Below are 25,375 nucleotides of genomic sequence, written 5' to 3' on the forward strand. Positions count from 1 at the left end.
CCGACCCCGCCGACAGGTACCGGCTGTGCCGACCCTTGACAGCATCTGGTGCCCCGTCAATTCTGTGCGCACACCGGCCGATCGGGCCGGCGGCCGGGGAGGGACGGATGCCCGCAGCGCGTGAAGCCTTGCTGGATGCCGCCTACACGGCGCTGACGGAGCGGCCCTGGACGGCCGTGCGGATGGTCGAGGTCGCGGCCGCCGCCGGGGTCTCCCGGCAGACGCTGTACAACGAGTTCGGCAGCAAGGAGGGGCTGGCCCGCGCCCTGGTCCGCCGGGAGACCGATCACTACCTCGCCGGCGTGGCGCGGGCGCTGTCCCGCGGCGCCCCGGCGGCCGGGGCGCGGCGCGACGCGGCGGCCCCGATAGTGGCCGCGGCCGCCTGGACGGTACGTACCGCCCGCGCCAACCCCCTGGTCAGGGCCGCCCTGACCGGCTGCTGGGGAGACCGGCTGTCGCCCGCCCCGACGGGGCCCGCCGCCCCTGCGCCGACCGGGGCGCCCCGGCCCGGCGTGCCCGCACAGCGTGCTGCGCCGCCCGGTGAGGGGCCGCTGCCGGGGCCCGCCGAACTCGTCGGCCGGTTCTGCGATCAGGCGGTCGCGGCCCTGCGGCCCGGCTGGCCCGAGGAGGAGTTGCCCGCCCTGGGCACCGCCTGCGAGACCGCGGCGCGGCTGACCCTGTCCTGGGTGCTCGCGCCGCCGGCGCCGGGGGCGGCGCCCGCACCGGGACGCGTACCGGCGCAGCGCGCACGCCGGGAGCCGGACACGGAGGCGGTGTCCCGGCTCGTACGGAGCGCCTTCGCCCGGATGACGGCCGGTACGCAGCCGGCCGACCGGAGCTGACGAGGCGTCAGAGGTGCGGCGGGCGGACGCCCCGGCTCAGTGCGCAGAGCCCGACAGCTGCAGTCCGATCACGCCGATGATGACCATGCTGATGGAGACGATCTTCAGGGTGGAGACCAGATCGCCGAGGAAGACCATGCCGTAGATCGCGGTACCGGCCGCACCGATACCGGTCCACACCGCGTACGCGGGGCCGACGTCGAGCTTGCGCAGCGCCAGCGTCAGCAGACCGAAGCTGCCGAGGGCGAAGGCCGCGAAGGCGATGGTGGGGAAGAGGCGGGTGAAGCCGTGCGAGAGCTTGAGACAGACCGCGAAGCCGGTCTCCAGGATCCCCGCCACCACGACGAGCAGCCACGCCATGTCCGCATGCCTCCGTCAGCTAGGGCCTGTCCGGGCTGAGCGACGACGGGACGTCAGAAGTACTCGCTCAGGCCCCGTCCGGGCGATCGGGGCCTGCGTGACCGCTACGCCGACCTTGGTGTGATTATGCCTTTACCGTGTGCGAGCGGTGGCAAACGTCGGCGGTCAGTCGCCCTCGCGTCGTTCGCGGGTGGCCAGCAGACGCCGCAGTGAATAGAGGCGGGCCGGGTCGGCATGGCCGTCGGTGACCCACTCGTCCAGCGCACAGTCCGGCTCGTCGTGGCTGCAGGCGCGCGGGCAGCCGGCGGTGCCCGGCTCCAGGTCGGGGAAGGCGTGGATGACCCGGGACGGGTCGATATGGGCCAGTCCGAAGGAGCGCACGCCCGGGGTGTCGATGACCCAGCCCGAGTCGCCGGGGAGCGGCAGCGCCAGCGCGGAGGTGGTGGTGTGCCGGCCGCGACCGGTGACCGCGTTGACGTGTCCGGTGGCTCGGCGGCGCTCCGGGACCAGGGCGTTGACCAGGGTGGTCTTGCCCACGCCGGAGTGCCCGACGAACGCCGTCATCCGGCCCGCCAGGCTGGCCCGCACCCGCTCGGCGGCGCTGCCGTCGGTGAGTTCGTCGCGGTTGGTGACGATGTAGGGGACGCCGAGGGTGCCGTAGGACTCCAACAGGGCGTCGGCGGACGCCAGATCGGACTTGGTCAGTACCAGCAGCGGGTCGAGGCCCGCGTCGTAGGCGGCGACCAGACAGCGGTCGATGAGCCGGGGGCGCGGCTCGGGGTCGGCGAGCGCGGTGACGATGGCGAGCTGGTCGGCGTTGGCGACCACGACCCGCTCGAACGGGTCGTCGTCGTCGGCCGTACGGCGCAGTGTCGAGGAGCGCGGCTCGACCCGGACGATCCGGGCGAGGGTGTCCTTCGCGCCGGTCAGATCGCCCACGACGGCGACCCGGTCGCCGACCACCGCGCTCTTGCGGCCCAGTTCGCGGGCCTTCATCGCGGTGACCGTACGGCCGTCGATGAGGCAGGTCAGCCGGCCGCGGTCGACGGTGAGGACCAGGCCCTCGCCGGCGTCCAGGTGCTTGGGACGGATGTTGGTACGGGGACGGTTGCCCTTGGGGTTGGGCCGGACGCGGATGTCGTCCTCGTCGGGGTTCTTGCCGTAGCGGCGCATGGCGGCGTCAGCCCTCACGCTCTCCGGGCGGGGACGGCCGCCGGATCGAGCATGTCGGTCCACATGGCGGGGAAGTCCGGCAGGGTCTTGGCGGTGGTGGCGACGTTCTCCACCTCCACGCCCTTGACGGCCAGGCCGATGACGGCCGCGGCGGTGGCCAGCCGGTGGTCCTCGTAGGTGTGGAAGATCCCGCCGTGCAGGGGGCGCGGCCGGATGTGCAGGCCGTCCGCGGTCTCGGTGACATCGCCGCCGAGTTCGCCCAGCTCCTTGGTGAGCGCGGCCAGCCGGTCGGTCTCGTGCAGCCGCAGATGGGCCACCCCGCGCAGCGTGGAGGGGGAGTCGGCCAGCGCGGCGACCGCGGCGATGCCCGGCGTCAGCTCGCCGACCTCGCTCAGGTCGACGTCGATGCCGTGGATGCGGCCGCTGCCGGTGAAGGTCAGGCCCTGCTCGGTCAGCTCGCAGGAACCGCCCATGGTGGTGAAGATCTCGCGCAGCGCGTCACCGGGCTGTGTGGTGTGCGCGGGCCAGTCCGGGATGGTGACCCGGCCGCCGGTGACCAGCGCGGCGGCCAGGAACGGCTGGGCGTTGGAAAGATCCGGCTCGACGACCAGATCGCGGCCGAGCAGGGCGCCGGGGGTGACCCGCCAGACGTTCGGCTCGCCGCCCGCCTCCGGGGTGTCCACCTGGGCGCCGACGCTGCGCAGCATGTCGACGGTCATCCGGATGTGCGGCATCGAGGGCAGCGCCGCGCCCACGTGCCGGACCTCGACGCCCTGGTTGAAGCGCGGCGCGGACAGCAGCAGGGCGCTGACGAACTGGGAGGAGGAGGACGCGTCGATCTCGACCGGGCCGCCCTCCAGGGCGCCGCCGCCGAAGACCGTCATCGGCAGCGCGCCGCGGTTGTCGTCGTCGATCCGGGCGCCCAGGGTGCGCAGCGCCTCGATCACGCCGCCGAGCGGGCGCTCGTAGGAGCGCGGATCGCCGTCGAAACGGATCGGGCCGTCGGCGAGCGCGGCGACCGGGGGGAGGAAGCGCATGACCGTGCCGGCGTTGCCGACGTCGATGGTGGCCGGGCCGTGCAGCCCCGCGGGGATCACCCGCCAGGCCTCACCGCCGCCGGGCCCGCCCGCGGAGTCGGCGGAGCTCGACGACGCCGTCTCCTCGATGCCGACGCCCAGGGTGCGCAGCGCCTCGGCCATCAGGAGGGTGTCCCGGGAGCGCAGCGGCCGGCGCAGCCAGCCGGGCTCGGAGGAGAGGGCGGCCAGCACCAGGCCGCGGTTGGTGACCGATTTGGAGCCGGGAACGGTGACGGTTGCATCGACCGCCCCGGATGCGAGGGGGGCGGGCCACAGGGCGGGATGTACGGGGCTCTCGGTCATGCCTTTACTTTAATGGCTGGACAGGGGTGCCGATCTTGATCAAAAGCGGCGCAACCCCTGCGAAACACGGCACTGGTAATGCGGCTGTCCGCGGCGACGGGCGGGGCCGGCCGGCACGCCCGCCGCGGGCCGCCGCAACCGGCGGCCGGGGGCGTCACAGGCCCAGCAGCCAGCGCCCGCCCCCGATCAGGGAGCACAGCGTCACCACATGGAAGAGGCCGAGCCAGATGGCGGCCGGCACATGGGTCAGGCGCGCCAGCTGGTCCGGGTCGGAGTCCGCAGCACCGCCCCGGCGCCGCTTGCCCATCAGCTCGAACGGCGGCCGCACCCCGCCCAGCAGCAGGAACCACACCACCACGTACCCGAACGCCGCCTGCACCTGCGGCGTCGTCAGCCAGGAGACCAGCACGAACGCGGCACCGGCCAGGACGACGGTGAGCACGCCGTAGGCGTTACGGATCATGATCAGCATCGCCAGCAGCAGCACGGTGGCGCCCCACAGCAGCGCGGTGATGTGCCCCGCGGCGAGCAGCGCGGCGCCCGCCAGGCCCAGCAGAGACGGGGCGATGTAGCCGGCCGCGGCGGTGAGCACCATGCCCAGGCCGGTGGGCTTGCCGCGCGAGACGGTCAGACCCGAGGTGTCCGAGTGCAGCCGGATGCCGTCCAGGCGGCGGCCGGTCAGCAGCGCGATCAGTCCGTGCCCGCCCTCGTGCGCGATGGTGACGGCGTTGCGCGCAAGCCGCCAGGCGGTGTGCGGGACGACGGCGCCCAGCGCGAGCACCGCGGTGATGATCACCAGCCAGATCGAGGGGGCGGGCTGCGTCCCGAAGACCCGGCTCCATATGTCGGTGAGGTGGTCGGTGTCCATGTCTCCCCTTCGTGTGGCATGGCAGTGTGGCATGCATGTGCGGTAGGTATGCAGCGAGTCGTCGCCCCGAGGACCTGGTGGGAATATTCGGCGTCCAGCAGTGGGAGCCGACCGAGACGCTGGCGCCCAGCTGGAACGTGGCGCCGACGGACCCGGTGCACGCGGTGCTGGAGCGTCCCCTCAAGGGCCCGGCAGCCGAGGCCTTTCCGCCGGGCAGCCCGGTGCGCCAGCTGCGGACGCTGAAGTGGGGCCTGGTCCCGTCGTGGTCGAAATCACCCGAGGCCGCCGCGAAGATGATCAATGCGCGGGCCGAGACGGTGCACGAGAAGCCGTCCTTCCGGCAGGCCTTCGCGGCCCGCCGCTGTCTGCTCCCCGGTGACGGCTATTTCGAGTGGGTCACCGCCCCCGCGGAGCGGCAGCTGGAGGAGCAGGGCAGGAAGAAGCGCCCCCGCAAGCAGCCGTACTTCGTGACCCCGGCGGACGGCTCGGTGATGGCGCTGGCCGGTCTGTACGAGTTCTGGCGGGACGCGACCCTGCCCGGTGACCACCCGCTGGCCTGGTGGGTGACCTGCACGGTCGTCACCACCGAGGCCGAGACCACGCCGCTGGCCGGGGCGAGCGGCGGCGAGGGGCCGCAGGCGCTGGCCGACATCCACCCCCGGATGCCGCTGGTGCTGACCCCGGACCGCTGGGACGCCTGGCTCGACCCGGCCCGTACCGACCCCGACGCGGTGCGCGAGCTGCTGACGCCGCCGCCGGCCGGGCTGATGCGCGCCCATCCGGTCCCGACCGAGGTCAGCAACGTCCGCAACAACGGGCCCGAGCTGGTCACCGAGCTCGACGGCCCGGAGGTGGGCACGCTGTTCTGAGGCGCCGACGGGCATGCTGCGGTGCACTTCCGGCCGGGGCGCGGGCAGGATGGGCGTACGGGCGGGCGCGGCGAGGAGCCGGCAGAAGGTGCGCGCCGTGCGCAGCGAGGCCGAGTGAAGCGAGGGTGCGGCATGAGCACAGGGGCGATGGAGACCGAGACGGTCGGGACGCCGGCGGGCGACGCCCGGATCACCTGGTACCGCGAGGCGAAGCCGGCCCGGGCCGTGGTGGCCGTGAGTCACGGTGCCGGCGGGGGCATCGAGGTACGTGATCTGCGCGCCCTGGCGGCCGCGCTGCCGGCCCGCGGCTACACCGTGGCGCTGGTCGAGCAGCCGTGGCGGGTGGCGGGCAAGAAGGTGGCGCCCGCGCCGAAGACCCTCGATGCCGCCTGGACCGCGCTGTGGCCGGCGCTGGAGAAGCCCGGCCTGCCGGTGGTCGCCGGCGGCCGCAGCGCCGGTGCCCGGGTGGCCTGCCGTACGGCACGGGAACTGGGCGCCGAGGCCGTACTGGCGCTGAGCTTCCCGCTGCACCCTCCGGGCCGGCCGGAGAAGTCGCGGGCGGAGGAACTGACCGGTGCCGGGGTGCCGACGCTGGTCGTCCAGGGCGGCCGGGACCCGTTCGGACGGCCGGCGGAGTTCCCGCCCGGGACGGAGCTCACCGAGATCGCCCATGGGGACCACGGCTTCGCGGTCCCGAAGAAGGCGGGCGTCGGCGAGGCGGAATCCATGGGACGGCTCACGGACGCGGTGGCCTCCTGGCTGGACGGCATGTTCGGCTGACGCCGCCGCCCGTCTGGCAGGTCAGTCGCCGCCCCGCCCCCGCGGACGGGCGCGGACGTGCATCCGCTCCCCCTGGCTGCCGAACAGGCTCAGCAGCTCGACCGGTGCGTCGCCCGCGGGCCCGAACCAGTGCGGCAGCCGGGTGTCGAATTCCGCCGCCTCCCCGGCCCGCAGCTCCACATCGCGGTCCGCGAGCAGCAGCCGCAGCCTCCCGGACAGCACGTACAGCCACTCGTACCCCTCGTGCGTCCGCTGCTCGGGCGGGCCGCCGGTCGGGTCCATGACCAGCTTGAACGCCTGGAGGCCGCCCGGCTGGCGGGTCAGCGGGACCGCGGTCAGATGCGCGCGCCGCAGCGGTGCCGCGCGCACCCGGGGGTCACCCACCTCCGGCGCCCCCACCAGCTCGTCCAGCGGCACCTGATGGGCCTGCGCCAGGGGCAGCAGCAGTTCGAGGGTGGCCTTGCGGCCGCCGGACTCCAGCCGCGACAGGGTGCTCACCGAGATGCCGGTCGCCGCGGACAGCGCGGTCAGCGTCACCCCGCGCTCCTGGCGCAGCCGCCGCAGCCGGGGGCCCACGTCCGCCAGCACCTTCGCGTATGCGTGATCGGTCACCCCACCATTGCCGAACCGGCAAGCAGGTTTGTCAACCCTGGCGGGGCGGGCGACGGTGTCCGCCGGGTGTCCGTACGGGGGCCCGGGCCTGGGGAGAGGGCGGGAAAGGCGAGCCGGCCGACCGGGAATGACCTGGCGGGTGCGGCTGTTGTGCCACACGTAGTGCCCGAGTACGTCCGGCGAAGCATGAGGAATGGGAGTCCGCCGCATGGGAATCGCTTGCCCCGCCCGCCCGGCCGCCGATCTGTCGTGGTCGCAGATGCAGGTGACGCAGCCTGCCCTGGCCGGAGCGGCGGCCGCACCGGATCGTCGTCTATTCTCCGAATCGGGTGGGTCCGCATCCGGGGCCACGACGCTGGAGGAGGTGGGTCCGGTCACCGGTACCGACGCAGGGACCGACGGCACGGCTGAGGAGAGGGCTCAGGAGAGCGCCGCCGAGCGCAACGCGCGCTTCGAGCGGGATGCGCTGACCTTCCTGGACCAGATGTACTCCGCCGCGCTGCGCATGACCCGCAACCCGGCCGACGCCGAGGACCTCGTGCAGGAGATGTACGCCAAGGCGTACGCGTCCTTCCACCAGTTCCGCGAGGGCACCAACCTCAAGGCCTGGCTGTACCGCATCCTCACGAACACCTTCATCAACTCCTACCGCAAGAAGCAGCGCGAGCCCCAGCGCAGCGCGGCGGAGGAGATCGAGGACTGGCAGCTGGCACGCGCCGAGTCGCACATGTCGACGGGGCTGCGCTCCGCCGAGTCGCAGGCGCTGGACCACCTCCCCGACTCCGATGTGAAGGCCGCCCTCCAGGCCATCCCGGAGGAGTTCCGTATCGCGGTCTACCTCGCGGATGTCGAGGGCTTTGCCTACAAGGAGATCGCGGACATCATGGGGACACCCATCGGCACGGTGATGTCCCGGCTGCACCGCGGTCGGCGCCAACTGCGCGGCATGCTGGAGGATTACGCCCGTGAGCGCGGGCTGGTCCCGGCCGGGGCGGGGGCTGCGGACCCGCAGGCCGCGCGGACGACGGAGTCGCACGACCGGAAAGGCTCGGGATCATGAGCTGCGGAGAGCCGCACGAGAAGGACTGCTCAGAGGTCCTCGACCACCTCTACGAGTATCTCGACCGGGAGATGCCCGAGGGGGAGTGCGCAGATTTCCAGGTGCATCTCGACGAGTGCTCGCCGTGCCTGGAGAAGTACGGCCTGGAGCAGGCCGTCAAGAAGCTCGTCAAGCGCTGCTGCGGCCATGACGACGTCCCCAGCGACCTGCGGTCCAAGGTGATGGGCCGGATCGACCTCATCCGGGCCGGGGAGACCGTGCCCGAGGTGAGCGTGCTCGAACAGGCCAAGAAGGAACAGGCACAGCGCGAGCAGGCGGACGCCGAGGCGAGCGGCTCCGGGCCGGCCGGCCCGTCCGACGCCGGCCCGTCCGACGCCGGCCCGTCCGATGCACGGACCAAGACCGCGCGGACCGAATAACGCGGCACATCACCCTAAGGGGTGAGGGGCGGGCCGATTCGTCCCGCCCGATTTCCCGATGCCCCTTCCCCGGCCTCCCGGCCCGTCTATTCTCACCGACCCGAGCGCCCCTCTGAGGCGGCGCAAAGGGACCTTCCCGGCTCCTCCGGAGCGCGCGGGAGAGCGGTGGGCGACGAGGAGGGCGCGATGCGGGGACTTCCGGCGGCCGCGCGAGGGTATATCGGCGGCACCGCACTGGCCGCGGCACTGTGTGCGGCCCCCGCGATACGGCTCGGCGCCGGCGCCCCCTGGAGCAGCACCCTGGCCCTGGCCCTGCTGTACGCCGGGTGTGAACAGGTGCGCCGCTGCCCGTCGGTGGGCGGCCGGGCGCCGTCCGGTACGGGTCCCGCCGAGGGGCCCGCGGGCTTTCCCGCCGGCTGGGCCAGCCCCGTCCTGCTCGCCGGCGTCTGTCTGCTGCCGCCGCCGCTGGCCGCGCTGACCGCCGTCCCCGGGGCGCTGACCGGACCGGCCGAGGGCCGCTCGACCGGCGCCCGCAGGCTCTGGCACGCCGCCGAGCTCGCGCCGGCGTGCTGGGCGGCCGCGCAGGTCTTCCGGCTCACCGGCGGCCACCCACCGTGGTCCGCACCGCAGTTCCCCGTCCTGCTGCTGCCCGCCGCGGCCGCCGCGGTGACCTTCTGCGCGGTGCTGGCGGCGCTCGACGGCGGGGTGCTGATCGCCGCCGAGCGGCACCCCGTACGCACCGCCTGGCGCGGGCTGTTGACCCGTTCGCTGGGGCCGCATCTGGTGCACGGGCTGGCCGGGTTGATGATGGCGGTGCTGTGGCGCAGCTCGTACGGGCCGCCGGCGGCGCTGCTGGTGCTGCTGCCGATGTGCCTGTCCTGCTGGGTCTTCGCCCAGTACCACCGCGAACGCGCCGCCCATCAGGCCACCATCCGCGCCCTCGTCCAGGCCGTCGACATCAAGGACCGCTACACCCGCGGACACAGCGAACGGGTCGGGCGCGCCTCGGTGATGATCGCCCGGGAGCTGGGCATGGCGGAGGACCGGGTGGAGGTGCTGCGGTTCGCCGGCATCCTGCACGACGTCGGCAAACTCGGCGTCCCCACCCGGCTGTTGCGCAAGGACGGCCCGCTGACGCCGCAGGAGCGCCGGGTCATCGAGCTGCATCCCGAGTACGGACACGAGATCGTCCGCGGCATCGGCTTCCTGGGGGAGGCGCGGGCGGCGATCCTGCACCACCACGAGCGGCTGGACGGCCGCGGCTATCCCTACGGGCTGAGGGGCCATCACATTCCGGAGTACGCCCGGGTGGTGGCGGTCGCCGACGCCTTCGACGCGATGACCTCCACCCGCTCCTACCGGCGGGCCCGGCCGGTGCCGGCGGCCGTCGAGGAGCTGCGCAAGTGCGCCGGGGCGCAGTTCGACCCGCGGATGGTCCGGGCGCTGGCGGCCTCACTGGACCGCGACGGCTGGCACCCGGACCTGGTGACGGCGGCGGACGCGGAGCCGGCTGTGGGGGCGGACGGGGGCGTGCCGCGGGGGGAGGGGGAACCGGTCGGCGGCGTCGCGCCGCGGCGGGATGGGGAATCGTCCGGCGGCCCGGAGCGTACGGCGGTGCGGCCCGGGCTGCGGCCCGAAGGGGCCGGACGGGACGGCACCCGGTGAGCGGCGCGCGGGGCGACCCCCGGCGCCTGTGGCCGGCCGCGCGCCGGACCGCGGAGGGGCGTGCCGCCGGTGGCCCGCGCGCCGGGGCGCCGGCCTGCGGCGCACGCGCCGTCGTCGCCGCGGTCTACGCCCCGGCCGCCGCGCTGGCGGGCTGGTCGCTCGGCCGGACGCTGTGGGACGGCTTGCAGCAGCCGGGGATCGCGCTGGCCTTCGGGGTGCTGATCGCGGTGGGGGAGCTGGTGGGCCGCGGCCCCGCTCCGGCGGCCGGGCCCGGGCGGATGCCGGGGGAGCGGGAGGGCGCCCCGCTCGGTGCGGCCGGGGCCCTGGCCTACGCCCTGCTCGGCGCGGCCGGCGGCCGGCCCACGACCCACGGCGTCCCGCAGATCGTGGCCGTGGTCCTGGCGGCAGGCCTGGTCGGACTCGTCCCGCAGCTCGCCCGCGGCCAGGGCCCGGCGCTGGACCATCTCGCCCGCCGGGTACTGACCATCGGCTTCGCCGCCACCTGCTTCCAGCCCCTCTACAACACCGGGACGCTGGACACCTGGGTGGCCTCCGGGCCGGTCTACCCCCTCTTCATGACCGCCCTGATGGCGCTGACCGCGCTGTGCGACGCGGTGCTGGCGGCCGCGCTCGCCCGGGCCCGCACCGGCTGGCCGTACGGGCCGCTGCTGCGCGACGAGTTGCGGGCGCTGCCCGGCATCGGCTCGGCGATCTGTGCCACCGGCGTGGTGATCGCGCTGGCCACCGCGGTCGCCGGGCTGTGGGCGCTGCCCGTCTTCTGTCTGCCGCTGCTGCTGACCCAGTTCGCCTTCCGCCGCTTCGCCGCGGTCCGCTCCACCTACCGCCAGACCATCGCCTCGCTGGCCCGCTGCACCGAGATCGCCGGCTACACCCCGCACGGCCACGCCCGCCGGGTGGCGGCCCTCAGCCGCGCCGTGGGCCGCGAACTGGGGCTGACCGAGCCGGACTTGGACGTGCTCGAATACGCCGCCCTGATGCACGACATCGGCCAGCTCTCGCTGCTGGACCCGGTGCCCGACGGGGCGACCGCACCGCTGCCGCCCGACCAGCAGCGCCGGATCGCGCTGCTGGGCGGTGCCGTTGTCCGGCAGACCGGGGCCCCCGCGGAGGTCGCGATGATCGTCGAGCGGCAGGCCGATCCGTTCCGGGACCAGCCGGTCACGGCGCGTATCGTCCGCACCGTCAACGCCTACGACGACCTGTCGGGCGGCTCCGCGGGCCCGGGCGGCCCGCTGCGCGCTCTGGAGCGGCTGCGGCTGGCCACCGCGCAGGACCACGAACCAGGGGTCGTCGAGGCGCTGGCCCGGGTGCTGTCGTGCGGCGGCCGCGCGGTGTGAGATGGCCGACTGTGGCGCACGGCGCGGGACGGGGTCCGCCCGCTCTGCGGCCGGCAGAGCCCGACCTGCTGCAGTCCCGCGAGGGCAGTCCCGGCGGGCCGGATACGCCCGCGGACGGTCTCCCGCGGGCCCCGGGAGCCGCCCCGCCGCCCCGCCCCCGTCGTGGGGCCCGCGCCGTGCGCCCGAGGTGCGGGAACCCATGGGTAATGAGCGCCCGCCGAGATGGGCATGGTTGGATGCGAAGGAAGCCCCTTCCAGGGGGATTCAGGGGGTCGGGGAAGGGCAAGGAGCCGCAGGGGAGCGGCAAACCGGGCTGAGCCCGGCGGCAATCTGTGGCAGGTTGTCGAGTAGGCCCCTCGGAAGGCCCCGGGCGCCGCCCGGGGAGACCTCCTCGGCGGCATCAAGAGCAACCAGCAGGCGGGAATCGTGAGGATCTTCGGCAAGGTACGGCACCGGCCCTCCGCCTCGTGGCGTCAGGCGACCGACCGCGCTTTCACGCTGATCGGCGACGGCCGTTACGAGGACGCGGGGGCGCTGCTGACCCGTGCCGCGGACATGGAGCCGTGGCTTTCGGAGTCCTGGTTCAACCTCGCCCTGCTGCACAAGTTCCGGCACGACTGGGAGCAGGCCCGGGCGGCCGGTCTGCGTGCGGTGGCGCTGCTGGACCGGGAGGCGGGGGCGCCCGACTGGTGGAACGTCGGCATCGCCGCCACCGCCCTGCAGGACTGGCCGCTGGCCCGCCGTGCCTGGCAGGCGTACGGCCTCAAGGTCCCCGGTGAGGGCTCCCCGTCCGGTGAACCGCTCGGTATGGCACTGGGCAGCGCCGCCGTCCGGCTCTCCCCGGAGGGCGAGGCGGAGGTCGTCTGGGGCCGCCGGCTGGACCCGGCGCGGATCGAGGTGCTGTCGATCCCGCTGCCGTCCTCCGGGCGGCGCTGGGGCGAGGTGGTGCTGCACGACGGCGTCCCGCACGGCGAGCGGACCATCGTCAGCGCCGACGGCGCCACCCGGGCCTATCCGGTCTTCGACGAGATCGAGCTGTGGGCGCCCTCCCCGGTCCCCACCTGGGTGGTGCTCCTGGAGGCTGCCTCGGAGGCCGACCGGGACGCCCTGGAGCGGCTGGCGGCCGACGCGGGCTTCGCCGCCGAGGACTGGTCGTCCTCGGTGCGGCTGCTGTGCCGTACGTGCTCGGAGAGCCGGATGCCCAGCGACGAGGGCGACGGCGAGCATCTGGACCCGCACGACCACAGCGAGCCCGGCCACCCCGGGCCGCTCGGGCACCGCACCGCGGGCTCGGGCTCACTGTGGGTGCCGGAGCGCGAATGCGGCATCGCGGCGCCGTCCGCCCTGGTGCGCGGCCTGCTGGACGGCTGGGTCGCGGACAGCCCGGACACCCGGGAATGGCGGGATCTTGAAGAGGTCTGCTGAGCACCCGCCGGCGTCCCCGTAGGCTGTAGGGCGACTAACCAGGGTTTTCAGGAAGGCGTACGGCGGAGATGGCCCAGCAGCCTGTGTTTGATCAAGAGGGTGACCAGCGCGTGGACGAGGCGTTCATCGACGACGTCACCGACGGCGGGGAGCGGGAGGAAGCCCACCGTGCGCGGGGCACCTCGCGGCCGATCACGGTTGTCGGCAACCCGGTGCTCCACAAGGAGTGCAAGAACGTCACGGCGTTCGACGAGGAGCTCGCCCAGCTCATCGACGACATGTTCGCCAGCCAGCGCACCGCCGAGGGCGTGGGCCTGGCCGCGAACCAGATCGGTGTGGACCTGAAGGTCTTCGTCTACGACTGCCTGGACGACGAGGGCGTCCGGCACGTCGGTGCGGTCTGCAACCCCGTCCTGGAGGAGCTGCCGGCCGAGCGCCGCATCCTGGACGACTCCAACGAGGGCTGTCTGTCCGTGCCCGGCGCCTACGCCGAGCTGGCCCGCCCCGATTACGCCGTGGTCCGCGGCCAGAATGCCAAGGGCGAGCCGATCGCGATCCAGGGCACCGGCTACTTCGCGCGCTGTCTGCAGCACGAGACCGACCACCTCTACGGCTACCTCTACATCGACCGGCTGAGCAAGCGGGAGCGCAAGGACGCGCTCAAGCAGATGGCCGAGCGGGAGCCGCGCTACCCCGTCGTCGCCAACGACTGATAACGACTGATGACGCAGGCGCCCGGGCGCCCGGCCGGTGGGCCGGGCGCCCGTCGTCGTCACGGTGCCTGCTGGTAGGCGCTCCAGATCTTCGGCGGGATGGTCGTCCCCAGCCCGCTCGCCGCGCCGCCGACGTCCTGCATCGGCAGCAGCTCGGGGGCGCCCGGCTTGTTGCGGAACATGGTGACGGCGGTGGTCGGCTCATTGCCGTCACCGTCACCCTCGCCGGGCGGCCGGCCGGGACGGAAACCGCCCCCGTTGCCCGGCCCGGTGCCCGGTTCCGTACCGAGGTCCGGCACACCGGCAGGCGGGCTGCCGATGAACCACGCCGACTTCATCCGGTCGCCCGGCTCGGTGAGACCGGCCGCGACCGGCTGCTGTGCCGCCGTCCCGCCCTGTGCTTTCAGGGCCTGCCGGCCGCGTTCCTCCAGGGCGCCGGACACCTGCTGGGCGACGCCGGCGTCGAGGACCTGGTGCGACTCGGGGCGGCGCAGGCCGGGTACCGGGCGGCCGTCGTGGGTGAGCGCGGACACCGCGTACGGGTCGGTGTGCAGCCCGTCGTTGGCGAAGGTGGTGTAGGCGCTCGCCATCCGGACCGCGCTGGGGGCCGAGGTGCCCAGCGGGAAGGTCTGTTCCAGGCGCGCCAGGCTCTCCTTGCGCAGCCCCGAGGCCACCGCCAGATCCCGGATCCGCTCCAGCCCCATTTGCTGTCCGGCCTGCACGAACGGCGGGTTCTTGCCCTTCAGCAGGGCCCAGCGCAGAACCAGCGGCCGGGTCTTGTCGGCCGCCGCGCGGGACGGGTCGGCCTCCGGTGCCTCGGTCGCGGTGCCGTCCCATGCGGCGGACGGCTCGTCGACCTGCTGCTGGAGCGCGGCCGCCAGCACGAACGGCTTGAAGGCGGACCCGACCGGGACCGCCGTGGTGTCCGCGTTGTTGCTGAAGTGCTTGGTGGCGTCCGCGCCGCCGTAGAGCGCGACGATCGCGCCGTCCTTGGGGCGTACCGAGGCGGCGCCGAATTCCACGAACTTGTCGGCCGTGCGCCGTTTCGGATCGATGGTGTCGCGGCGCACGTCGGTGACGGCCTTTTCCAGGCGGTGGGTGCGCTTTTTGTCGAACGTGGTGTGGATGCGATATCCGCCGCGTGCCAGGTCCTTGTCGGTCAGGCCGGTGTCGGCCTTGATGAACTTATTGGCTACATCGACGAGATAGCCGGTCTGGCCGGCCTGGCTGGTGGGTTTCGACAGTGCGCGGGGCTCGGGGAAGGTGCGGTATTTCGCCCGCTCCTGTGCGCTCATCTTCCCGGTGTCGACCTGCCGGTCGAGTATCCACTTCCAGCGGGCCACGGCGCGCGCGTGATTGGCCTTGCTCAGCCCCGGGTCGTACTGCTCGGAGCCCTTCAGCAGGGCCGCCAGCAGCGCGCCCTGACTGGGGTTCAGCTTCGCGGCGTCGATGCCGTAATACGCATGGGCGGCCGCCTGGATGCCGTACGAACCGCGGCCGAACCAGCTGGTGTTCAGATAGCCGCGAAGTATTTCCCGCTTCGACTTCTGGTTGCTCACCTTCAGCGCGATGACGAATTCCTTCACCTTGCGGGTGACCGTCTGGTCCTGCGAGAGATAGGTGTTCTTCACGAACTGCTGGGTGATGGTGGAGCCGCCCTGGGTGTCTCCGCCCGACACCATGGTGACCAGGGCCCGGCCGATGCCCTGGAGCGAAACTCCGGGGTCGCTGTAGAAGGTGGCGTTCTCCGCCGAGATCACGGAATTCTCGACGGAGTCGGGCACCTTGTCGAGGGTGACGTTCTGGCGGTTGACGGCACCCACGCTCACCATCTGGCTGCCGTCCGCCCAGTAATAGACGGTCGCCTCCTGGCCGGCGAGCGCATTCTCACTCGGTATGTCGACCTTTGCGTACACGAATGCTAAGAGTCCCGCCAGGCCGGCCACGCCGAGTGCGACGGCGCTCAGCCACTGTCTCCATGACGGCAGCCAACGGCGCAGACCTTTCCGTCCCTGACGCGGATAGTCGATGAACCGACGACGCCCCTTCGTGCCCTTCATGCCCGCTTAGATGTGGTGGCCACGCGTTCCGGTTGCCGAGGTAACAGAACGCTCACAAACGGCGGGTGGCCGGAGCGAAGGGGCGTCGCGGTCCGTCTTCGAGAACTTCTAGAAGTCGTCGTCGAAGGAGACCGAGCCCTCGACCGCGACCTGGTAGGCGGAGGCCCGGCGCTCGAAGAAGTTGGTCAGCTCCTGGACGTTCTGCAACTCCATGAAGGAGAACGGGTTCTCCGATCCGTAGACCGGCGCGAAGCCCAGCCGCTGCAGCCGCTGGTCGGCGACGCACTGGAGGTACTCGCGCATCGACGCGGTGTTCATGCCCGGCAGGCCGTCACCGCACAGGTCGCGCCCGAACTGCAGCTCGGCCTCGACGGCCTCCCTGAGCATCTCGGTGACCTGCTGCTCCAGCTTGTCGTCGAAGAGGTCCGGCTCCTCCTGGCGGACGGTGTCCACCACCGAGAACGCGAACTCCATGTGCATGGACTCGTCGCGGAAGACCCAGTTGGTGCCGGTGGCCAGCCCGTGCAGCAGACCGCGCGAGCGGAACCAGTACACGTATGCAAAGGCGCCGTAGAAGAACAGCCCCTCGATGCAGGCCGCGAAGCAGATCAGATTCAGCAGGAAGCGGCGCCGATCGGCCCGGGACTCCAGCCGGTCGATGCTCTCGACCGAGTCCATCCACTTGAAGCAGAACTCGGCCTTCTCCCGGATGGACGGGATGTTCTCCACCGCGGCGAAGGCGGCGGCGCGGTCGTCCGGGTCGGGCAGGTAGGTGTCCAGCAGCGTCAGATAGAACTGGACGTGCACCGCCTCCTCGAAGAGCTGACGGCTCAGGTACAGCCGCGCCTCGGGGGAGTTGATGTGCTTGTAGAGCGTCAGCACCAGGTTGTTGGCGACGATCGAGTCACCGGTCGCGAAGAACGCCACCAGCCGGCCGATCATGTGCTGCTCGCCCGGCGAGAGCTTGGCGAGATCGGCGATGTCGGAGTGGAGGTCGACCTCCTCCACGGTCCAGGTGTTCTTGATCGCGTCCCGGTAGCGGTCGTAGAACTCCGGGTACCGCATGGGACGCAGGGTCAGCTCGAAGCCCGGGTCCAGGAGGTTCTTGGTGCCGGTGGTGGCGGTGTGGGCGGCGGCCGCCGTGTTGGTCTCGGTGGGGCTTTCGGCGCGCAGCGCCGTCGTTGAGGGGATTGGGGTCTCCCCTGCTCGAACGGAGTTGAGAGCTTGGGGAAGGTCGGGCGACGGGTTGGGCATTACTGGCAGGCCTCGCAGGACTCGGGGTTTTCCAGGGAGCAGGCGACGGCCTCGGGGTCGGTGGCCTGCTGCGGGACGGGGGCACTCGCGGCGGCGGTGCCGCGCGCGGACTGGGCGATCCGGGTCGCCGGCCGGGAGCGCAGGTAGTACGTCGTCTTGATGCCGCGCTTCCAGGCGTAGGCGTACATCGAGCTGAGTTTGCCGATGGTCGGCGACGCCATGAAGAGGTTCAGCGACTGGCTCTGGTCCAGGTACGGCGTACGGGCCGCGGCCATGTCGATCAGGGCGCGCTGCGGGATCTCCCAGGCGGTGCGGTACAGCGCCCGGATCTCCTCGGGGATCCATGCGACGTCCTGCACCGAGCCGTTGGCCTCGCGCAGCGCGTCACGGGTCCGGGCGTCCCACAGGCCCAGCGCCTTGAGCTCCTCGATCAGATAGGCGTTGACCTGGAGGAACTCCCCGGACAGCGTCTCGCGCTTGAAGAGGTTGGAGACCTGCGGCTCGATGCACTCGTACACGCCCGCGATGGAGGCGATGGTCGCGGTCGGCGCGATCGCCAGCAGCAGGGAGTTGCGCATGCCGGTCAGGGCGATCCGGCTGCGCAGCGCCGCCCAGCGGTCGGCCCAGCGCGGCTCGGCGTTCGGGTAGTGGTCGGGGTGCAGCACCCCGCGGGCGGTGCGGGTCGCGGACCAGGCGGGGTGCGGGCCATGCCGCTCGGCGAGGTCGGCGGACGCCTCGTACGCGGCGAGCATGATCCGTTCGGAGATCCGGGTGGACAGCTCCTGCGCCTCGGGCGAGTCGAAGGGCAGCCGCAGCCGGAAGAAGACGTCCTGCAGGCCCATCAGGCCCAGACCGACCGGCCGCCAGCGGGAGTTGGAGGCCCCGGCCTGCTCGGTCGGGTAGAAGTTGATGTCCACGACGCGGTCGAGGAAGGTGACGGCGGTGCGGACCGTGGCGTCCAGCCGCTCCCAGTCCATCGCCTCCTCCCAGCCGCCGGCGTCGTTGCCGAGGTGGGCGGCGAGGTTCACCGACCCCAGGTTGCAGACCGCGGTCTCCCCGTCGTTCGTCACCTCCAGGATCTCGGTGCACAGGTTGGAGGAGTGCACGACCTGGCCGGGCTCGGCGGTCTGGTTGGCGGTGCGGTTGGCGGCGTCCTTGAACGTCATCCAGCCGTTGCCGGTCTGCGCCAGGGTGCGCATCATCCGGGAGTACAGCACCCGCGCCGGGATCTGCTTGACGGCTCGGCCCTCGGCCTCGGCCCGGCGGTACGCGGCGTCGAACTGCTCGCCCCACAGGTCCACCAGCTCCGGTGCGTCCGAAGGGGAGAACAGCGACCAGTCGGCGTCCGCCTCGACCCGGCGCATGAACTCGTCCGGGATCCAGTGCGCGATGTTCAGGTTGTGGGTACGGCGGGCCTCCTCACCGGTGTTGTCACGCAGCTCCAGGAACTCCTCGAGGTCCGCGTGCCAGGTCTCCAGGTAGACACAGGCGGCGCCCTTGCGCCGGCCGCCCTGGTTCACGGCCGCGACCGAGGCGTCCAGCGTGCGCAGGAACGGCACGATGCCGTTGGAGTGCCCGTTGGTGCCGCGGATCAGCGAACCCCGGGCGCGGATGCGGGAGTACGAGAGGCCGATGCCGCCGGCGTGCTTGGACAGCCGCGCCACCTGGTGGTACCGGTCGTAGATCGAGTCCAGCTCGTCCAGCGGGGAGTCCAGCAGGTAGCAGGACGACATCTGCGGGTGGCGGGTGCCGGAGTTGAAGAGGGTGGGCGAGGAGGGGAGGTAGGACAGCGAGCTGGTGAGGCGGTAGAGCTCGGTGACGTCGTCCAGCGCGCGCTCGGTGCCCTCTTCGGAATCCGCGGTCTCCGCGAGGCCGCAGGCCACCCGCAGCAGGAAGTGCTGGGGGGTCTCGATGACCTGACGGGTGGTGGGGTGGCGCAGCAGGTAGCGCGAGTGCAGGGTGCGCAGCCCGAAGTAGCCGAAGCGGTCGTCGGCGCCGTCGGCCAGAGCCCGCTCGACCAGCGCGTCCAGGCGGGCCGCGTGGGTCCGTACGAACTCCGCGGTCTCGTCGGCGATCAGGCCCTCGCGGTGACCGGTCGCGACCGAGGCGGAGAACGAGACGGCGCCCTGGCCGGCGGCCTCCTCGGCGATGGCGAGGGTGAGCAGCCGCGCGGCGAGCTTGGAGTACTGCGGCTCGTCACCGATCAGACCGGCCGCGGCATCGGTGGCCAGCGACCGCAGTTCGGCCCCGCCTGCGCCCTCGTACCGGCCGCGCAGGGCGGCGGCGGCCACCTTGCCGGGGTCGGTCGCGGTCAGGTCCTCGGTCAGTTCGGTCAGGGTGCGCAGCAGGGCGACACCCGGGCCGTCCTCGCCCGGGCCGCCGTCGGCGGCACCGGCGGCACCGGCAGACGCGGCCACCGCAGGCGGCACGACCTCGGCGTCTGACGCGGGCTCCGTTGGCGCGATGGTCACGTGATGCTCTCCCTCACTCGGCGGGGGCCGCGAGGGCGGGCACGACGGGCGCACGCGGGCATGCGGCACCCCGACACGGTCAGGAGTGCGCGGGCTCACCACGCGGCGTCCACCGGCCCAGCCCTCGGGGCCCGGACGTATCGACGTCCACACCCATGGCGGTGCGGTCGTACTGTCGGCAGGTCTTCGGACTCCGGGCGCGCGTCGGGGCCGGTTTCCGGCCGGGGAAGCGCGCCTTGACACCGTTGCGGGACAGTTCCGGATTCGCACCGGATTCCCCTGCGGCGACAGCGAGGACGAGCATACATGTGGTGGTGGGCCGTCAGGCGCACCCCCATATCTAGTGTGTCGTGAGTGATCACACGGTGTCTGTCAGTGGTCTCGGCTATGGTCGGTGGCAGTTCTCTGCTCCGTCCCGTGGAAGAAGGAGAAGGCCTCATGACCGCGCTCGCCGACCGGCCGCACATCATGGAGACCGAGCATTTCGAAGAGGCCGCCCGGATACTCGCCCGCCTGGAAGAAGGCGCGCGGTTGGAACTCATCGACGGGAAGGTCAAGAGCAAGCCCATGCCGGACGGGGATCACGGTCGGATCATTCAGTGGTTGCTCCGCATCTGCATTCAGCACAGGCCGGAGCTCTTCCTCGATCCTGGCCAGGGCCTGAAGGCGGAGACGTACCGAAAGGGCCGCCTCCGTCCGGACGCCTCGCTCGTGCCGTGTGATGCCTTCGTGGGCCAGGGGGAATGGGCAGACCCCGACCCGGTGCTCATGGTCGTCGAAGTCACCTCGCATGACTCGGATACCGACCAGCGCGACCGAGTGGAGAAGCCCCGTGCGTACGCACAAACCGGTATCCCGCTCTACCTGTTGATCGACCGCCAGGCTTGCCAGATGGTCGTCTACAGCGAACCCGATGACGGTCGCTACGAGACGGTCCATACCGTGTCGTTCGGCAAGTCGCTCCACCTCCCCGACCCCGTCGGCATCACGCTCGAAACCGAGCAGCTGAAGGACTGGGTGAACTGACCCGCGCGCGGCAACGGGCCGCCGCTTCCCCGAAGGAACGCGGCGGCCCGATGCCGAAGGACGGCCGGTGGCTCAGTGGCCGGCCGGAGCCTTCTCGGTGGCCGGCGGCAGCTCGACCACGACGCCCGCGTCGCCCGCGTCCGCCGTGTAGTCCGCGGGGCTGGTCTCGTCGGTGCCCTCGGGAGCGTTGACGGCCTTCAGGACGACGGTCAGCACGACCGACACCACGACGTTCAGGACGAAGGCGGTCAGACCGATGTAGCCGATCTCACCGATGCCGGGGATCTCCTTGCTGGAGCCGCCGAAGTGCGCCTGGGTCGGGCTGGCCACGCCGTACGCCGCGAGCGTGCCGTAGAGCATGCCGACCGCCCAGCCGGCCAGCAGCGCCCAGCGGTGGAACCAGCGGGTGAACAGGCCGCCGACCAGCGACGGCATGGTCTGCAGGATCCAGATCCCGCCCAGCAGCTGGAAGTTGATGGCGACGGTCTTGTCCATGGTGAGGACGAAGACCAGCGCGCCGACCTTCACCAGCAGCGAGACGAGCTTGGCGACCTTGTGCTCCTGCGCGGGCGTGGCGTCCGGCTTGAGGAAGTCCTTGTAGACGTTGCGGGTGAAGAGGTTGGCCGCGGCGATCGACATGATGGCCGCGGGCACCAGCGCGCCGATGCCGATCGCGGCGAACGCGACGCCGGTGAACCAGCTCGGGAACATGTCCTCGAAGAGCTGCGGGATGGCCAGCTGGGGGTTGCCCTGGATGTCCGTGCCGGCCTTGATCGCCATGAAGCCCAGCAGCGCCAGCAGCCCCAGCATCAGGGAGTAGAGCGGCAGGATGGTGGTGTTGCGGCGGATCACATTGCGGCTGCGCGAGGACAGCGTCGCCGTGATCGAGTGCGGGTACATGAAGAGCGCCAGCGCCGAGCCGAGCGCCAGAGTGGCATACGCCCACTGGGCGTTGGGCCCGCTGGTCAGCTCGCCGCGCGGCTTGCCGGGGACGGGTCCCGGCTGGGACAGCGCCTTGCCGGCCGAGTGGAAGATCGCGTCGAAGCCGCCCAGCTTGATCGGGATGTAGATGATGGCCACGGCGATGACGAGATAGATCAGCCCGTCCTTGACGAACGCGATCAGAGCCGGCGCCCGCAGCCCCGAGGAGTAGGTGTATGCGGCCAGGACGGCGAACGCGATCAGCAGCGGCAGGTCCTTGACGAACCAGTTGGTGTGCTCGCCGCCCCCGATCCCCAGCACGTCCAGGACGGCCTGGATGCCGACCAGTTGCAGCGCGATGTACGGCATCGTGGCGAGGATGCCGGTGAGCGCCACGGCCAGCGACAGGCCCTTGGAGCCGAAGCGGCCGCGCACGAAGTCGGAGGTGGTGACGTAGCCGTGCTTGTGCGAGACCGACCACAGGCGCGGGAGGAAGGTGAAGATGAGGGGGTAGACCAGGATCGTGTACGGCACGGCGAAGAAGCCGGCCGCGCCCGCCGCGTAGATCGCCGCCGGAACGGCCACGAAGGTGTACGCCGTATAGAGGTCGCCGCCGAGCAGGAACCACGTCACCCAGGTGCCGAAGCTGCGGCCGCCCAGCCCCCATTCGTCGAGGTTGGCGGACTCCTCGGCCTTGCGCCAGCGGGCGGCCAGGAACCCCATGACCGTCACGGCGAGGAAGAAGAAGATGAAGACGGCGAGCGCCACGCCGTTGACGCCCTTGGTCGCGGAGGCGGCCAGCACGGCGGAGGTCTCCGGTGCGGTCGTGGTCAGGCTCATTCCGACCCACCGCCCTTGCGTGCCCGCTGCTCACGCTGCACGAGCTTGTACGCGATCATGGTGAGCACGGTCGAGATCAGCACCCACGCCATCTGGTACCAGTAGAAGAACGGGATCCCGATGAGCGTCGGCTCGATCCGGGCGTACGAGCTCACCCACAGCATGGCGACGAACGGAGCGATCAGGCAGATCCCGGCGATCACCCGTGTGGGCGTGACCACCTGTCTGCGATCCGGCGATACAGCTGACTGCGTCATGACCGTTGCTCCGTCCCCTGGGTCTCCTGCGTAATCGGCTGGAAATCTATGGCAGGAGCGTGGCGCGCGTCACTACCCGTCCGCATATCGGTATCAAGACTCCACCTTGCTGCAGGTCCGCGGGGGTTGCGGCGGCCGGGCGGGGCCGGATCCGGACAACGGCGGGCGCGGCCGGGCGGGGCCGGGCGGAAGGAGCCCGGCCCGGGGCCGGCGGATCAGTCCGCGGGGCGGCGCAGCCTGGCGACGAACTTGTAGCGGTCGCCGCGGTAGACCGAACGCACCCACTCCACCGGCTGCCCCTGCGCGTCGAGGGAGTGCCGGGAGAGCATCAGCATCGGCAGCCCGACGTCCGTGCCCAGCAGGCCGGCCTCGCGCGGGGTGGCCAGGGAGGTCTCGATGGTCTCCTCGGCCTCGGCCAGCCGGACGTCGTAGACCTCGGCCAGCGCGGTGTAGAGGGAGGTGTACTTGACGAGGTTCCGGCGCAGCGCGGGAAAGCGCTTCGCCGACAGATGGGTGATCTCGATGGCCATCGGCTCACCGCTGGCCAGCCGCAGCCGTTCGATGCGCAGCACCCGCCCGCCGGTGGCGATGTCCAGCAGTCCGGCGAGCCGGTCGTCGGCGGTGACATAGCCGATGTCCAGCAGCTGGGAGGTCGGCTCCAGACCCTGGGCCCGCATGTCCTCCGTATAGGAGGTCAGTTGCAGCGCCTGGGAGACCTTGGGCTTGGCGACGAAGGTGCCCTTGCCCTGGATGCGCTCCAACCGGCCCTCGACGACCAGTTCCTGCAGGGCCTGACGCACCGTGGTGCGCGAGGTGTCGAACTCGGCGGCGAGGGTGCGCTCGGGCGGGACCGGGGTGCCGGGCGGCAGGGTCTCGGTGATCTCCAGCAAGTGCCGCTTGAGCCGGTAGTACTTGGGCACCCGCGCGGTCCGTACGCCGCTCTCGGCAGTGCTGCCCCCGTCCGTCTCCATGACCCGCCTCTCCGACTCCTGTCGTGCTGCCGTCACCGGCTCCTCCGTACGTAGCGGCTCACATCGTGGCACGGGAGCCTTCCCCGTGCGCTGTCGCAGGTCCCGGCCCGCCGGATGTCGGTCAGGTGACGGACCTGGCAGCGACTCTTATACACCCCTTGACACCCCAAAAGGTCTAGGCCAAGCTGCGGGCGCTGGTCTAAACCATTAAAGACCACACCCGGCCTTGGGGGGAGAGCGCGATGACGCGTGGGCTCACAGCGGCGACGCCTGCTTGCTCGACGGCCTGCGGACGCTCACCCTCGTCTCCATGCTGATGGTGCCGCCCTTCGCCCTGCCGCCCCTCCGCGGCCATACGGCCGCGGTGCCCCGGGAACGGGGCGCCACCCTGGCCGCCACGTCGCTCTTCGCCCTTCCCCTCCTGGCCCTCTTCCTGTTCCTGCAACGCACGGCGGTCGGCGGTCTCACCTCCGGCGCAGTGAAGGGATGACGCAGCCCATGACCCCGCTCGTACGGTCGGAACCCTCCACCGACACCCTGACCAGCGACGCACTCACCGTCCTCCAGCCGGGCTTCACCGGCACCACCGCCCCCGACTGGCTGCTGCGGCGGATCGGCGAGGGCCTGACCTCGGTCGGCCTCTTCGGCCGGAATGTCGAGAGCCCCGCGCAACTCGCCGAGCTCACTGCCCGGTTGCGCGCCGCACGCGAGGACCTCCTCATCGCCGTCGACGAGGAGGGTGGCGACGTCACCCGCCTCGAAGTGCGCGGCGGCTCCTCCTTCCCCGGCAACCACGCGCTCGGCGCCGTCGACGACACCGCCCTGACCCGCGACGTCGCCCGGGAACTCGGCCGACGGCTGGCCGAGTGCGGCATCACCCTCAACTGGGCGCCCTGCGCCGACGTCAACTCCGACCCCGACAACCCGGTCATCGGCGTCCGCTCCTTCGGCGACGATCCGCAGCTCGTCGCCCGGCACACCGCCGCCTATGTCGAGGGGCTGCAGTCCGCCGGCGTCGCCGCCTGCACCAAGCACTTCCCCGGCCACGGGGACACCGCCGTCGACTCCCACCACGACCTGCCGCGGATCACCGCCGGTCTGACCACCCTCCAGGAGCGCGAACTGGTGCCGTTCCGCGCCGCCGTCGCCGCCGGCACCCGCGCCGTGATGAGCGCACACATCCTGCTGCCCGCCCTGGACGCCGACCGCCCCGCCACGCTCAGCCCGGCCGCGCTGGGCGGACTGCTGCGCGCCCCCGTCGACCGCGGCGGTCTCGGCTTCGACGGCCTGATCATCACCGACGGGATGGAGATGCGGGCCATCTCCGCCGCGTACGGCCTCGAACGGGGCAGCGTGCTGGCCGTCGCCGCCGGTGCGGACGCCCTCTGTGTGGGCGGCGGACTGGCGGACGAGGACACCGTGCTGCGGCTGCGCGACGCCCTGGTGCGGGCGGTGCGCGCGGGCGAACTGCCCGAAGCGCGGCTCGCGGACGCCGCGGCACGGGTACGCGCCCTGGCGCGCTGGACCCGGCGCACGGGTGCGGGGGAGGGGATCGAGCCCGCCCCCGGGATCGGCCTCACCGCGGCCCGGCGCGCCCTGCGCCGCACCGTCGACGGCCCGTTCACCCCCCTGACCACGCCCGCCTGTGTCGCGGCCTTCACCCCGCTGGCCAACATCGCCGTCGGGGACGAGACCCCCTGGGGCGTCGCCGCCGAACTGACCCGGCTGCTCCCCGGCACCGGGACGCTCACCTGCACCGCGGAGACCGCGGCCGCGGCCGGCACCCCCGCGCTGGTCGACGGCCTGCTCACGGCGGCCGCCGGGCGCCGTCTGGTCGCCGTGGTCCGCGACGTCCACCGTCATCCCTGGATGGCCGAGGCGCTCGACGCCCTCCTTGCCGCCCGCCCCGACACCGCGGTTATCGACATGGGCGTCCCGCAGTCCCCGCCGCGGGGCGCCCTGCACCTCGCCACGCACGGCGCCGCCCGGGTCTGCGGCCGGGCCGCCGCCGAGGTCCTCACGGGGCGACGCGGCCCGGCGGACGGGGACTGA

22 protein-coding genes, 1 pseudogene and 1 riboswitch are annotated in these 25,375 nt (G+C 72.3%); of the genes and pseudogenes, 12 read left to right on the forward strand and 11 right to left on the reverse strand.

Features of this window, described 5'->3' with window-relative positions; all coding sequences use genetic code 11:
* Window positions 1–107 precede the first annotated feature (107 nt).
* Window positions 108–842, forward strand: a complete 735-nt coding sequence (locus BKA18_RS24195) for a TetR/AcrR family transcriptional regulator (protein WP_366045589.1) — start codon at window positions 108–110, stop codon at window positions 840–842.
* A 36-nt stretch (window positions 843–878) separates the two neighbouring features.
* Here BKA18_RS24195 and BKA18_RS24200 read toward each other — a convergent pair whose 3' ends face one another.
* From BKA18_RS24200 to BKA18_RS24215, 4 genes are all read right to left on the reverse strand, one after another.
* Window positions 879–1,202: a DMT family transporter gene (locus BKA18_RS24200; RefSeq protein ID WP_006603218.1), complete on the reverse strand. Its 324-nt coding sequence runs from the start codon at window positions 1,200–1,202 to the stop codon at window positions 879–881.
* 165 nt (window positions 1,203–1,367) lie between these two features.
* Window positions 1,368–2,375, reverse strand: coding sequence for a ribosome small subunit-dependent GTPase A (rsgA, locus tag BKA18_RS24205; RefSeq protein ID WP_366045633.1), 1,008 nt, complete (start codon window positions 2,373–2,375; stop codon window positions 1,368–1,370).
* Window positions 2,376–2,389: 14 nt separating this feature from the next.
* The gene (aroA, locus tag BKA18_RS24210; RefSeq protein ID WP_366045588.1) at window positions 2,390–3,754 is read right to left on the reverse strand and encodes a 3-phosphoshikimate 1-carboxyvinyltransferase; all 1,365 of its coding nucleotides are present in this window, start codon (window positions 3,752–3,754) and stop codon (window positions 2,390–2,392) included.
* A gap of 154 nt (window positions 3,755–3,908) precedes the next feature.
* Window positions 3,909–4,622: a M50 family metallopeptidase gene (locus tag BKA18_RS24215; RefSeq protein ID WP_366045587.1), complete on the reverse strand. Its 714-nt coding sequence runs from the start codon at window positions 4,620–4,622 to the stop codon at window positions 3,909–3,911.
* Between the two features lie 35 nt (window positions 4,623–4,657).
* Here BKA18_RS24215 and BKA18_RS24220 point away from each other — a divergent pair, with 35 nt between their 5' ends.
* Window positions 4,658–5,491: an SOS response-associated peptidase gene (locus BKA18_RS24220; RefSeq protein ID WP_366045586.1), complete on the forward strand. Its 834-nt coding sequence runs from the start codon at window positions 4,658–4,660 to the stop codon at window positions 5,489–5,491.
* Between the two features lie 132 nt (window positions 5,492–5,623).
* A complete protein-coding gene (locus tag BKA18_RS24225; RefSeq protein ID WP_366045584.1) occupies window positions 5,624–6,271 on the forward strand; it encodes an alpha/beta hydrolase family protein in 648 nt (215 codons plus the stop codon).
* Window positions 6,272–6,292: 21 nt separating this feature from the next.
* On the opposite strand, the gene BKA18_RS24230 is transcribed toward BKA18_RS24225, so the two are convergent.
* The gene (locus BKA18_RS24230) at window positions 6,293–6,883 is read right to left on the reverse strand and encodes a helix-turn-helix domain-containing protein (RefSeq protein ID WP_366045583.1); all 591 of its coding nucleotides are present in this window, start codon (window positions 6,881–6,883) and stop codon (window positions 6,293–6,295) included.
* A gap of 364 nt (window positions 6,884–7,247) precedes the next feature.
* On the opposite strand from BKA18_RS24230, the gene BKA18_RS24235 reads away from it, so the two are divergent.
* From BKA18_RS24235 to def, 6 genes are all read left to right on the forward strand, one after another.
* Window positions 7,248–7,943 carry a sigma-70 family RNA polymerase sigma factor gene (locus BKA18_RS24235; protein ID WP_006603211.1) on the forward strand — a complete coding sequence of 232 codons (696 nt, stop codon included), beginning with the start codon at window positions 7,248–7,250 and terminating at the stop codon, window positions 7,941–7,943.
* The gene (gene rsrA, locus BKA18_RS24240) at window positions 7,940–8,362 is read left to right on the forward strand and encodes a mycothiol system anti-sigma-R factor (RefSeq protein WP_366045582.1); all 423 of its coding nucleotides are present in this window, start codon (window positions 7,940–7,942) and stop codon (window positions 8,360–8,362) included. Before BKA18_RS24235 ends, rsrA begins: the two co-directional genes overlap by 4 nt.
* A 186-nt stretch (window positions 8,363–8,548) precedes the next feature.
* Entirely contained in the window at window positions 8,549–10,027 is a 1,479-nt protein-coding gene (locus BKA18_RS24245; protein WP_366045581.1) for an HD-GYP domain-containing protein, read from the forward strand.
* Window positions 10,024–11,385 (forward strand): HD-GYP domain-containing protein, encoded by a 1,362-nt coding sequence (locus BKA18_RS24250; RefSeq protein ID WP_429638588.1) that lies wholly within the window; start codon window positions 10,024–10,026, stop codon window positions 11,383–11,385. Before BKA18_RS24245 ends, BKA18_RS24250 begins: the two co-directional genes overlap by 4 nt.
* A 426-nt stretch (window positions 11,386–11,811) precedes the next feature.
* Window positions 11,812–12,810, forward strand: a complete 999-nt coding sequence (locus tag BKA18_RS24255; RefSeq protein WP_093485098.1) for a tetratricopeptide repeat protein — start codon at window positions 11,812–11,814, stop codon at window positions 12,808–12,810.
* Between the two features lie 68 nt (window positions 12,811–12,878).
* The gene (def, locus tag BKA18_RS24260) at window positions 12,879–13,523 is read left to right on the forward strand and encodes a peptide deformylase (RefSeq protein WP_366045580.1); all 645 of its coding nucleotides are present in this window, start codon (window positions 12,879–12,881) and stop codon (window positions 13,521–13,523) included.
* A gap of 59 nt (window positions 13,524–13,582) precedes the next feature.
* On the opposite strand, the gene BKA18_RS24265 is transcribed toward def, so the two are convergent.
* The 3 genes from BKA18_RS24265 to BKA18_RS24275 form a co-directional block, all read right to left on the reverse strand.
* On the reverse strand, window positions 13,583–15,583 hold the full coding sequence (locus tag BKA18_RS24265; protein WP_366045579.1) for a transglycosylase domain-containing protein: 2,001 nt from the start codon (window positions 15,581–15,583) through the stop codon (window positions 13,583–13,585).
* A 108-nt stretch (window positions 15,584–15,691) separates the two neighbouring features.
* On the reverse strand, window positions 15,692–16,837 hold the full coding sequence (locus BKA18_RS24270; RefSeq protein ID WP_366045578.1) for a ribonucleotide-diphosphate reductase subunit beta: 1,146 nt from the start codon (window positions 16,835–16,837) through the stop codon (window positions 15,692–15,694).
* Complete coding sequence (locus BKA18_RS24275; RefSeq protein ID WP_429638591.1) at window positions 16,837–19,308, reverse strand: ribonucleoside-diphosphate reductase subunit alpha; 2,472 nt, start codon at window positions 19,306–19,308, stop codon at window positions 16,837–16,839. Before BKA18_RS24275 ends, BKA18_RS24270 begins: the two co-directional genes overlap by 1 nt.
* Before the next feature lie 160 nt (window positions 19,309–19,468).
* Window positions 19,469–19,616: riboswitch (cobalamin riboswitch) on the reverse strand.
* A 130-nt stretch (window positions 19,617–19,746) separates the two neighbouring features.
* Between BKA18_RS24275 and BKA18_RS24280 the strand changes: the two genes are divergently transcribed.
* Window positions 19,747–20,334 carry a Uma2 family endonuclease gene (locus tag BKA18_RS24280; RefSeq protein ID WP_006603202.1) on the forward strand — a complete coding sequence of 196 codons (588 nt, stop codon included), beginning with the start codon at window positions 19,747–19,749 and terminating at the stop codon, window positions 20,332–20,334.
* A gap of 72 nt (window positions 20,335–20,406) precedes the next feature.
* On the opposite strand, the gene mctP is transcribed toward BKA18_RS24280, so the two are convergent.
* From mctP to BKA18_RS24295, 3 genes are all read right to left on the reverse strand, one after another.
* On the reverse strand, window positions 20,407–22,095 hold the full coding sequence (mctP, locus tag BKA18_RS24285) for a monocarboxylate uptake permease MctP (RefSeq protein WP_366045577.1): 1,689 nt from the start codon (window positions 22,093–22,095) through the stop codon (window positions 20,407–20,409).
* Window positions 22,092–22,352 carry a DUF3311 domain-containing protein gene (locus BKA18_RS24290; protein ID WP_235447710.1) on the reverse strand — a complete coding sequence of 87 codons (261 nt, stop codon included), beginning with the start codon at window positions 22,350–22,352 and terminating at the stop codon, window positions 22,092–22,094. Before BKA18_RS24290 ends, mctP begins: the two co-directional genes overlap by 4 nt.
* A 215-nt stretch (window positions 22,353–22,567) precedes the next feature.
* On the reverse strand, window positions 22,568–23,323 hold the full coding sequence (locus BKA18_RS24295) for a GntR family transcriptional regulator (RefSeq protein ID WP_366045630.1): 756 nt from the start codon (window positions 23,321–23,323) through the stop codon (window positions 22,568–22,570).
* A 379-nt stretch (window positions 23,324–23,702) separates the two neighbouring features.
* Here BKA18_RS24295 and BKA18_RS24300 point away from each other — a divergent pair.
* Window positions 23,703–23,813 (forward strand): annotated as a pseudogene (locus BKA18_RS24300) (carbohydrate ABC transporter permease); the annotation flags it as partial.
* An 8-nt stretch (window positions 23,814–23,821) separates the two neighbouring features.
* Window positions 23,822–25,375 (forward strand): glycoside hydrolase family 3 protein, encoded by a 1,554-nt coding sequence (locus tag BKA18_RS24305; RefSeq protein ID WP_366045629.1) that lies wholly within the window; start codon window positions 23,822–23,824, stop codon window positions 25,373–25,375.

Origin of the sequence: Streptomyces auratus (assembly GCF_050433025.1) — a bacterium.
GTDB lineage: Bacteria > Actinomycetota > Actinomycetes > Streptomycetales > Streptomycetaceae > Streptomyces > Streptomyces sioyaensis.

What these genes read in the sequence shown, in the direction of transcription:
- BKA18_RS24195 (WP_366045589.1), top strand. Translation starts at nt 108, where the DNA reads ATGCCCGCAGCGCGTGAAGCCTTGCTGGATGCCGCCTACACGGCGCTG.
- BKA18_RS24200 (WP_006603218.1), bottom strand. Translation starts at nt 1,202, where the DNA reads ATGGCGTGGCTGCTCGTCGTGGTGGCGGGGATCCTGGAGACCGGCTTC.
- rsgA (WP_366045633.1), bottom strand. Translation starts at nt 2,375, where the DNA reads ATGCGCCGCTACGGCAAGAACCCCGACGAGGACGACATCCGCGTCCGG.
- aroA (WP_366045588.1), bottom strand. Translation starts at nt 3,754, where the DNA reads ATGACCGAGAGCCCCGTACATCCCGCCCTGTGGCCCGCCCCCCTCGCA.
- BKA18_RS24215 (WP_366045587.1), bottom strand. Translation starts at nt 4,622, where the DNA reads ATGGACACCGACCACCTCACCGACATATGGAGCCGGGTCTTCGGGACG.
- BKA18_RS24220 (WP_366045586.1), top strand. Translation starts at nt 4,658, where the DNA reads ATGTGCGGTAGGTATGCAGCGAGTCGTCGCCCCGAGGACCTGGTGGGA.
- BKA18_RS24225 (WP_366045584.1), top strand. Translation starts at nt 5,624, where the DNA reads ATGAGCACAGGGGCGATGGAGACCGAGACGGTCGGGACGCCGGCGGGC.
- rsrA (WP_366045582.1), top strand. Translation starts at nt 7,940, where the DNA reads ATGAGCTGCGGAGAGCCGCACGAGAAGGACTGCTCAGAGGTCCTCGAC.
- BKA18_RS24245 (WP_366045581.1), top strand. Translation starts at nt 8,549, where the DNA reads ATGCGGGGACTTCCGGCGGCCGCGCGAGGGTATATCGGCGGCACCGCA.
- def (WP_366045580.1), top strand. Translation starts at nt 12,879, where the DNA reads ATGGCCCAGCAGCCTGTGTTTGATCAAGAGGGTGACCAGCGCGTGGAC.
- BKA18_RS24265 (WP_366045579.1), bottom strand. Translation starts at nt 15,583, where the DNA reads ATGAAGGGCACGAAGGGGCGTCGTCGGTTCATCGACTATCCGCGTCAG.
- BKA18_RS24270 (WP_366045578.1), bottom strand. Translation starts at nt 16,837, where the DNA reads ATGCCCAACCCGTCGCCCGACCTTCCCCAAGCTCTCAACTCCGTTCGA.
- BKA18_RS24280 (WP_006603202.1), top strand. Translation starts at nt 19,747, where the DNA reads ATGACCGCGCTCGCCGACCGGCCGCACATCATGGAGACCGAGCATTTC.
- mctP (WP_366045577.1), bottom strand. Translation starts at nt 22,095, where the DNA reads ATGAGCCTGACCACGACCGCACCGGAGACCTCCGCCGTGCTGGCCGCC.
- BKA18_RS24290 (WP_235447710.1), bottom strand. Translation starts at nt 22,352, where the DNA reads ATGACGCAGTCAGCTGTATCGCCGGATCGCAGACAGGTGGTCACGCCC.
- BKA18_RS24295 (WP_366045630.1), bottom strand. Translation starts at nt 23,323, where the DNA reads ATGGAGACGGACGGGGGCAGCACTGCCGAGAGCGGCGTACGGACCGCG.
- BKA18_RS24305 (WP_366045629.1), top strand. Translation starts at nt 23,822, where the DNA reads ATGACCCCGCTCGTACGGTCGGAACCCTCCACCGACACCCTGACCAGC.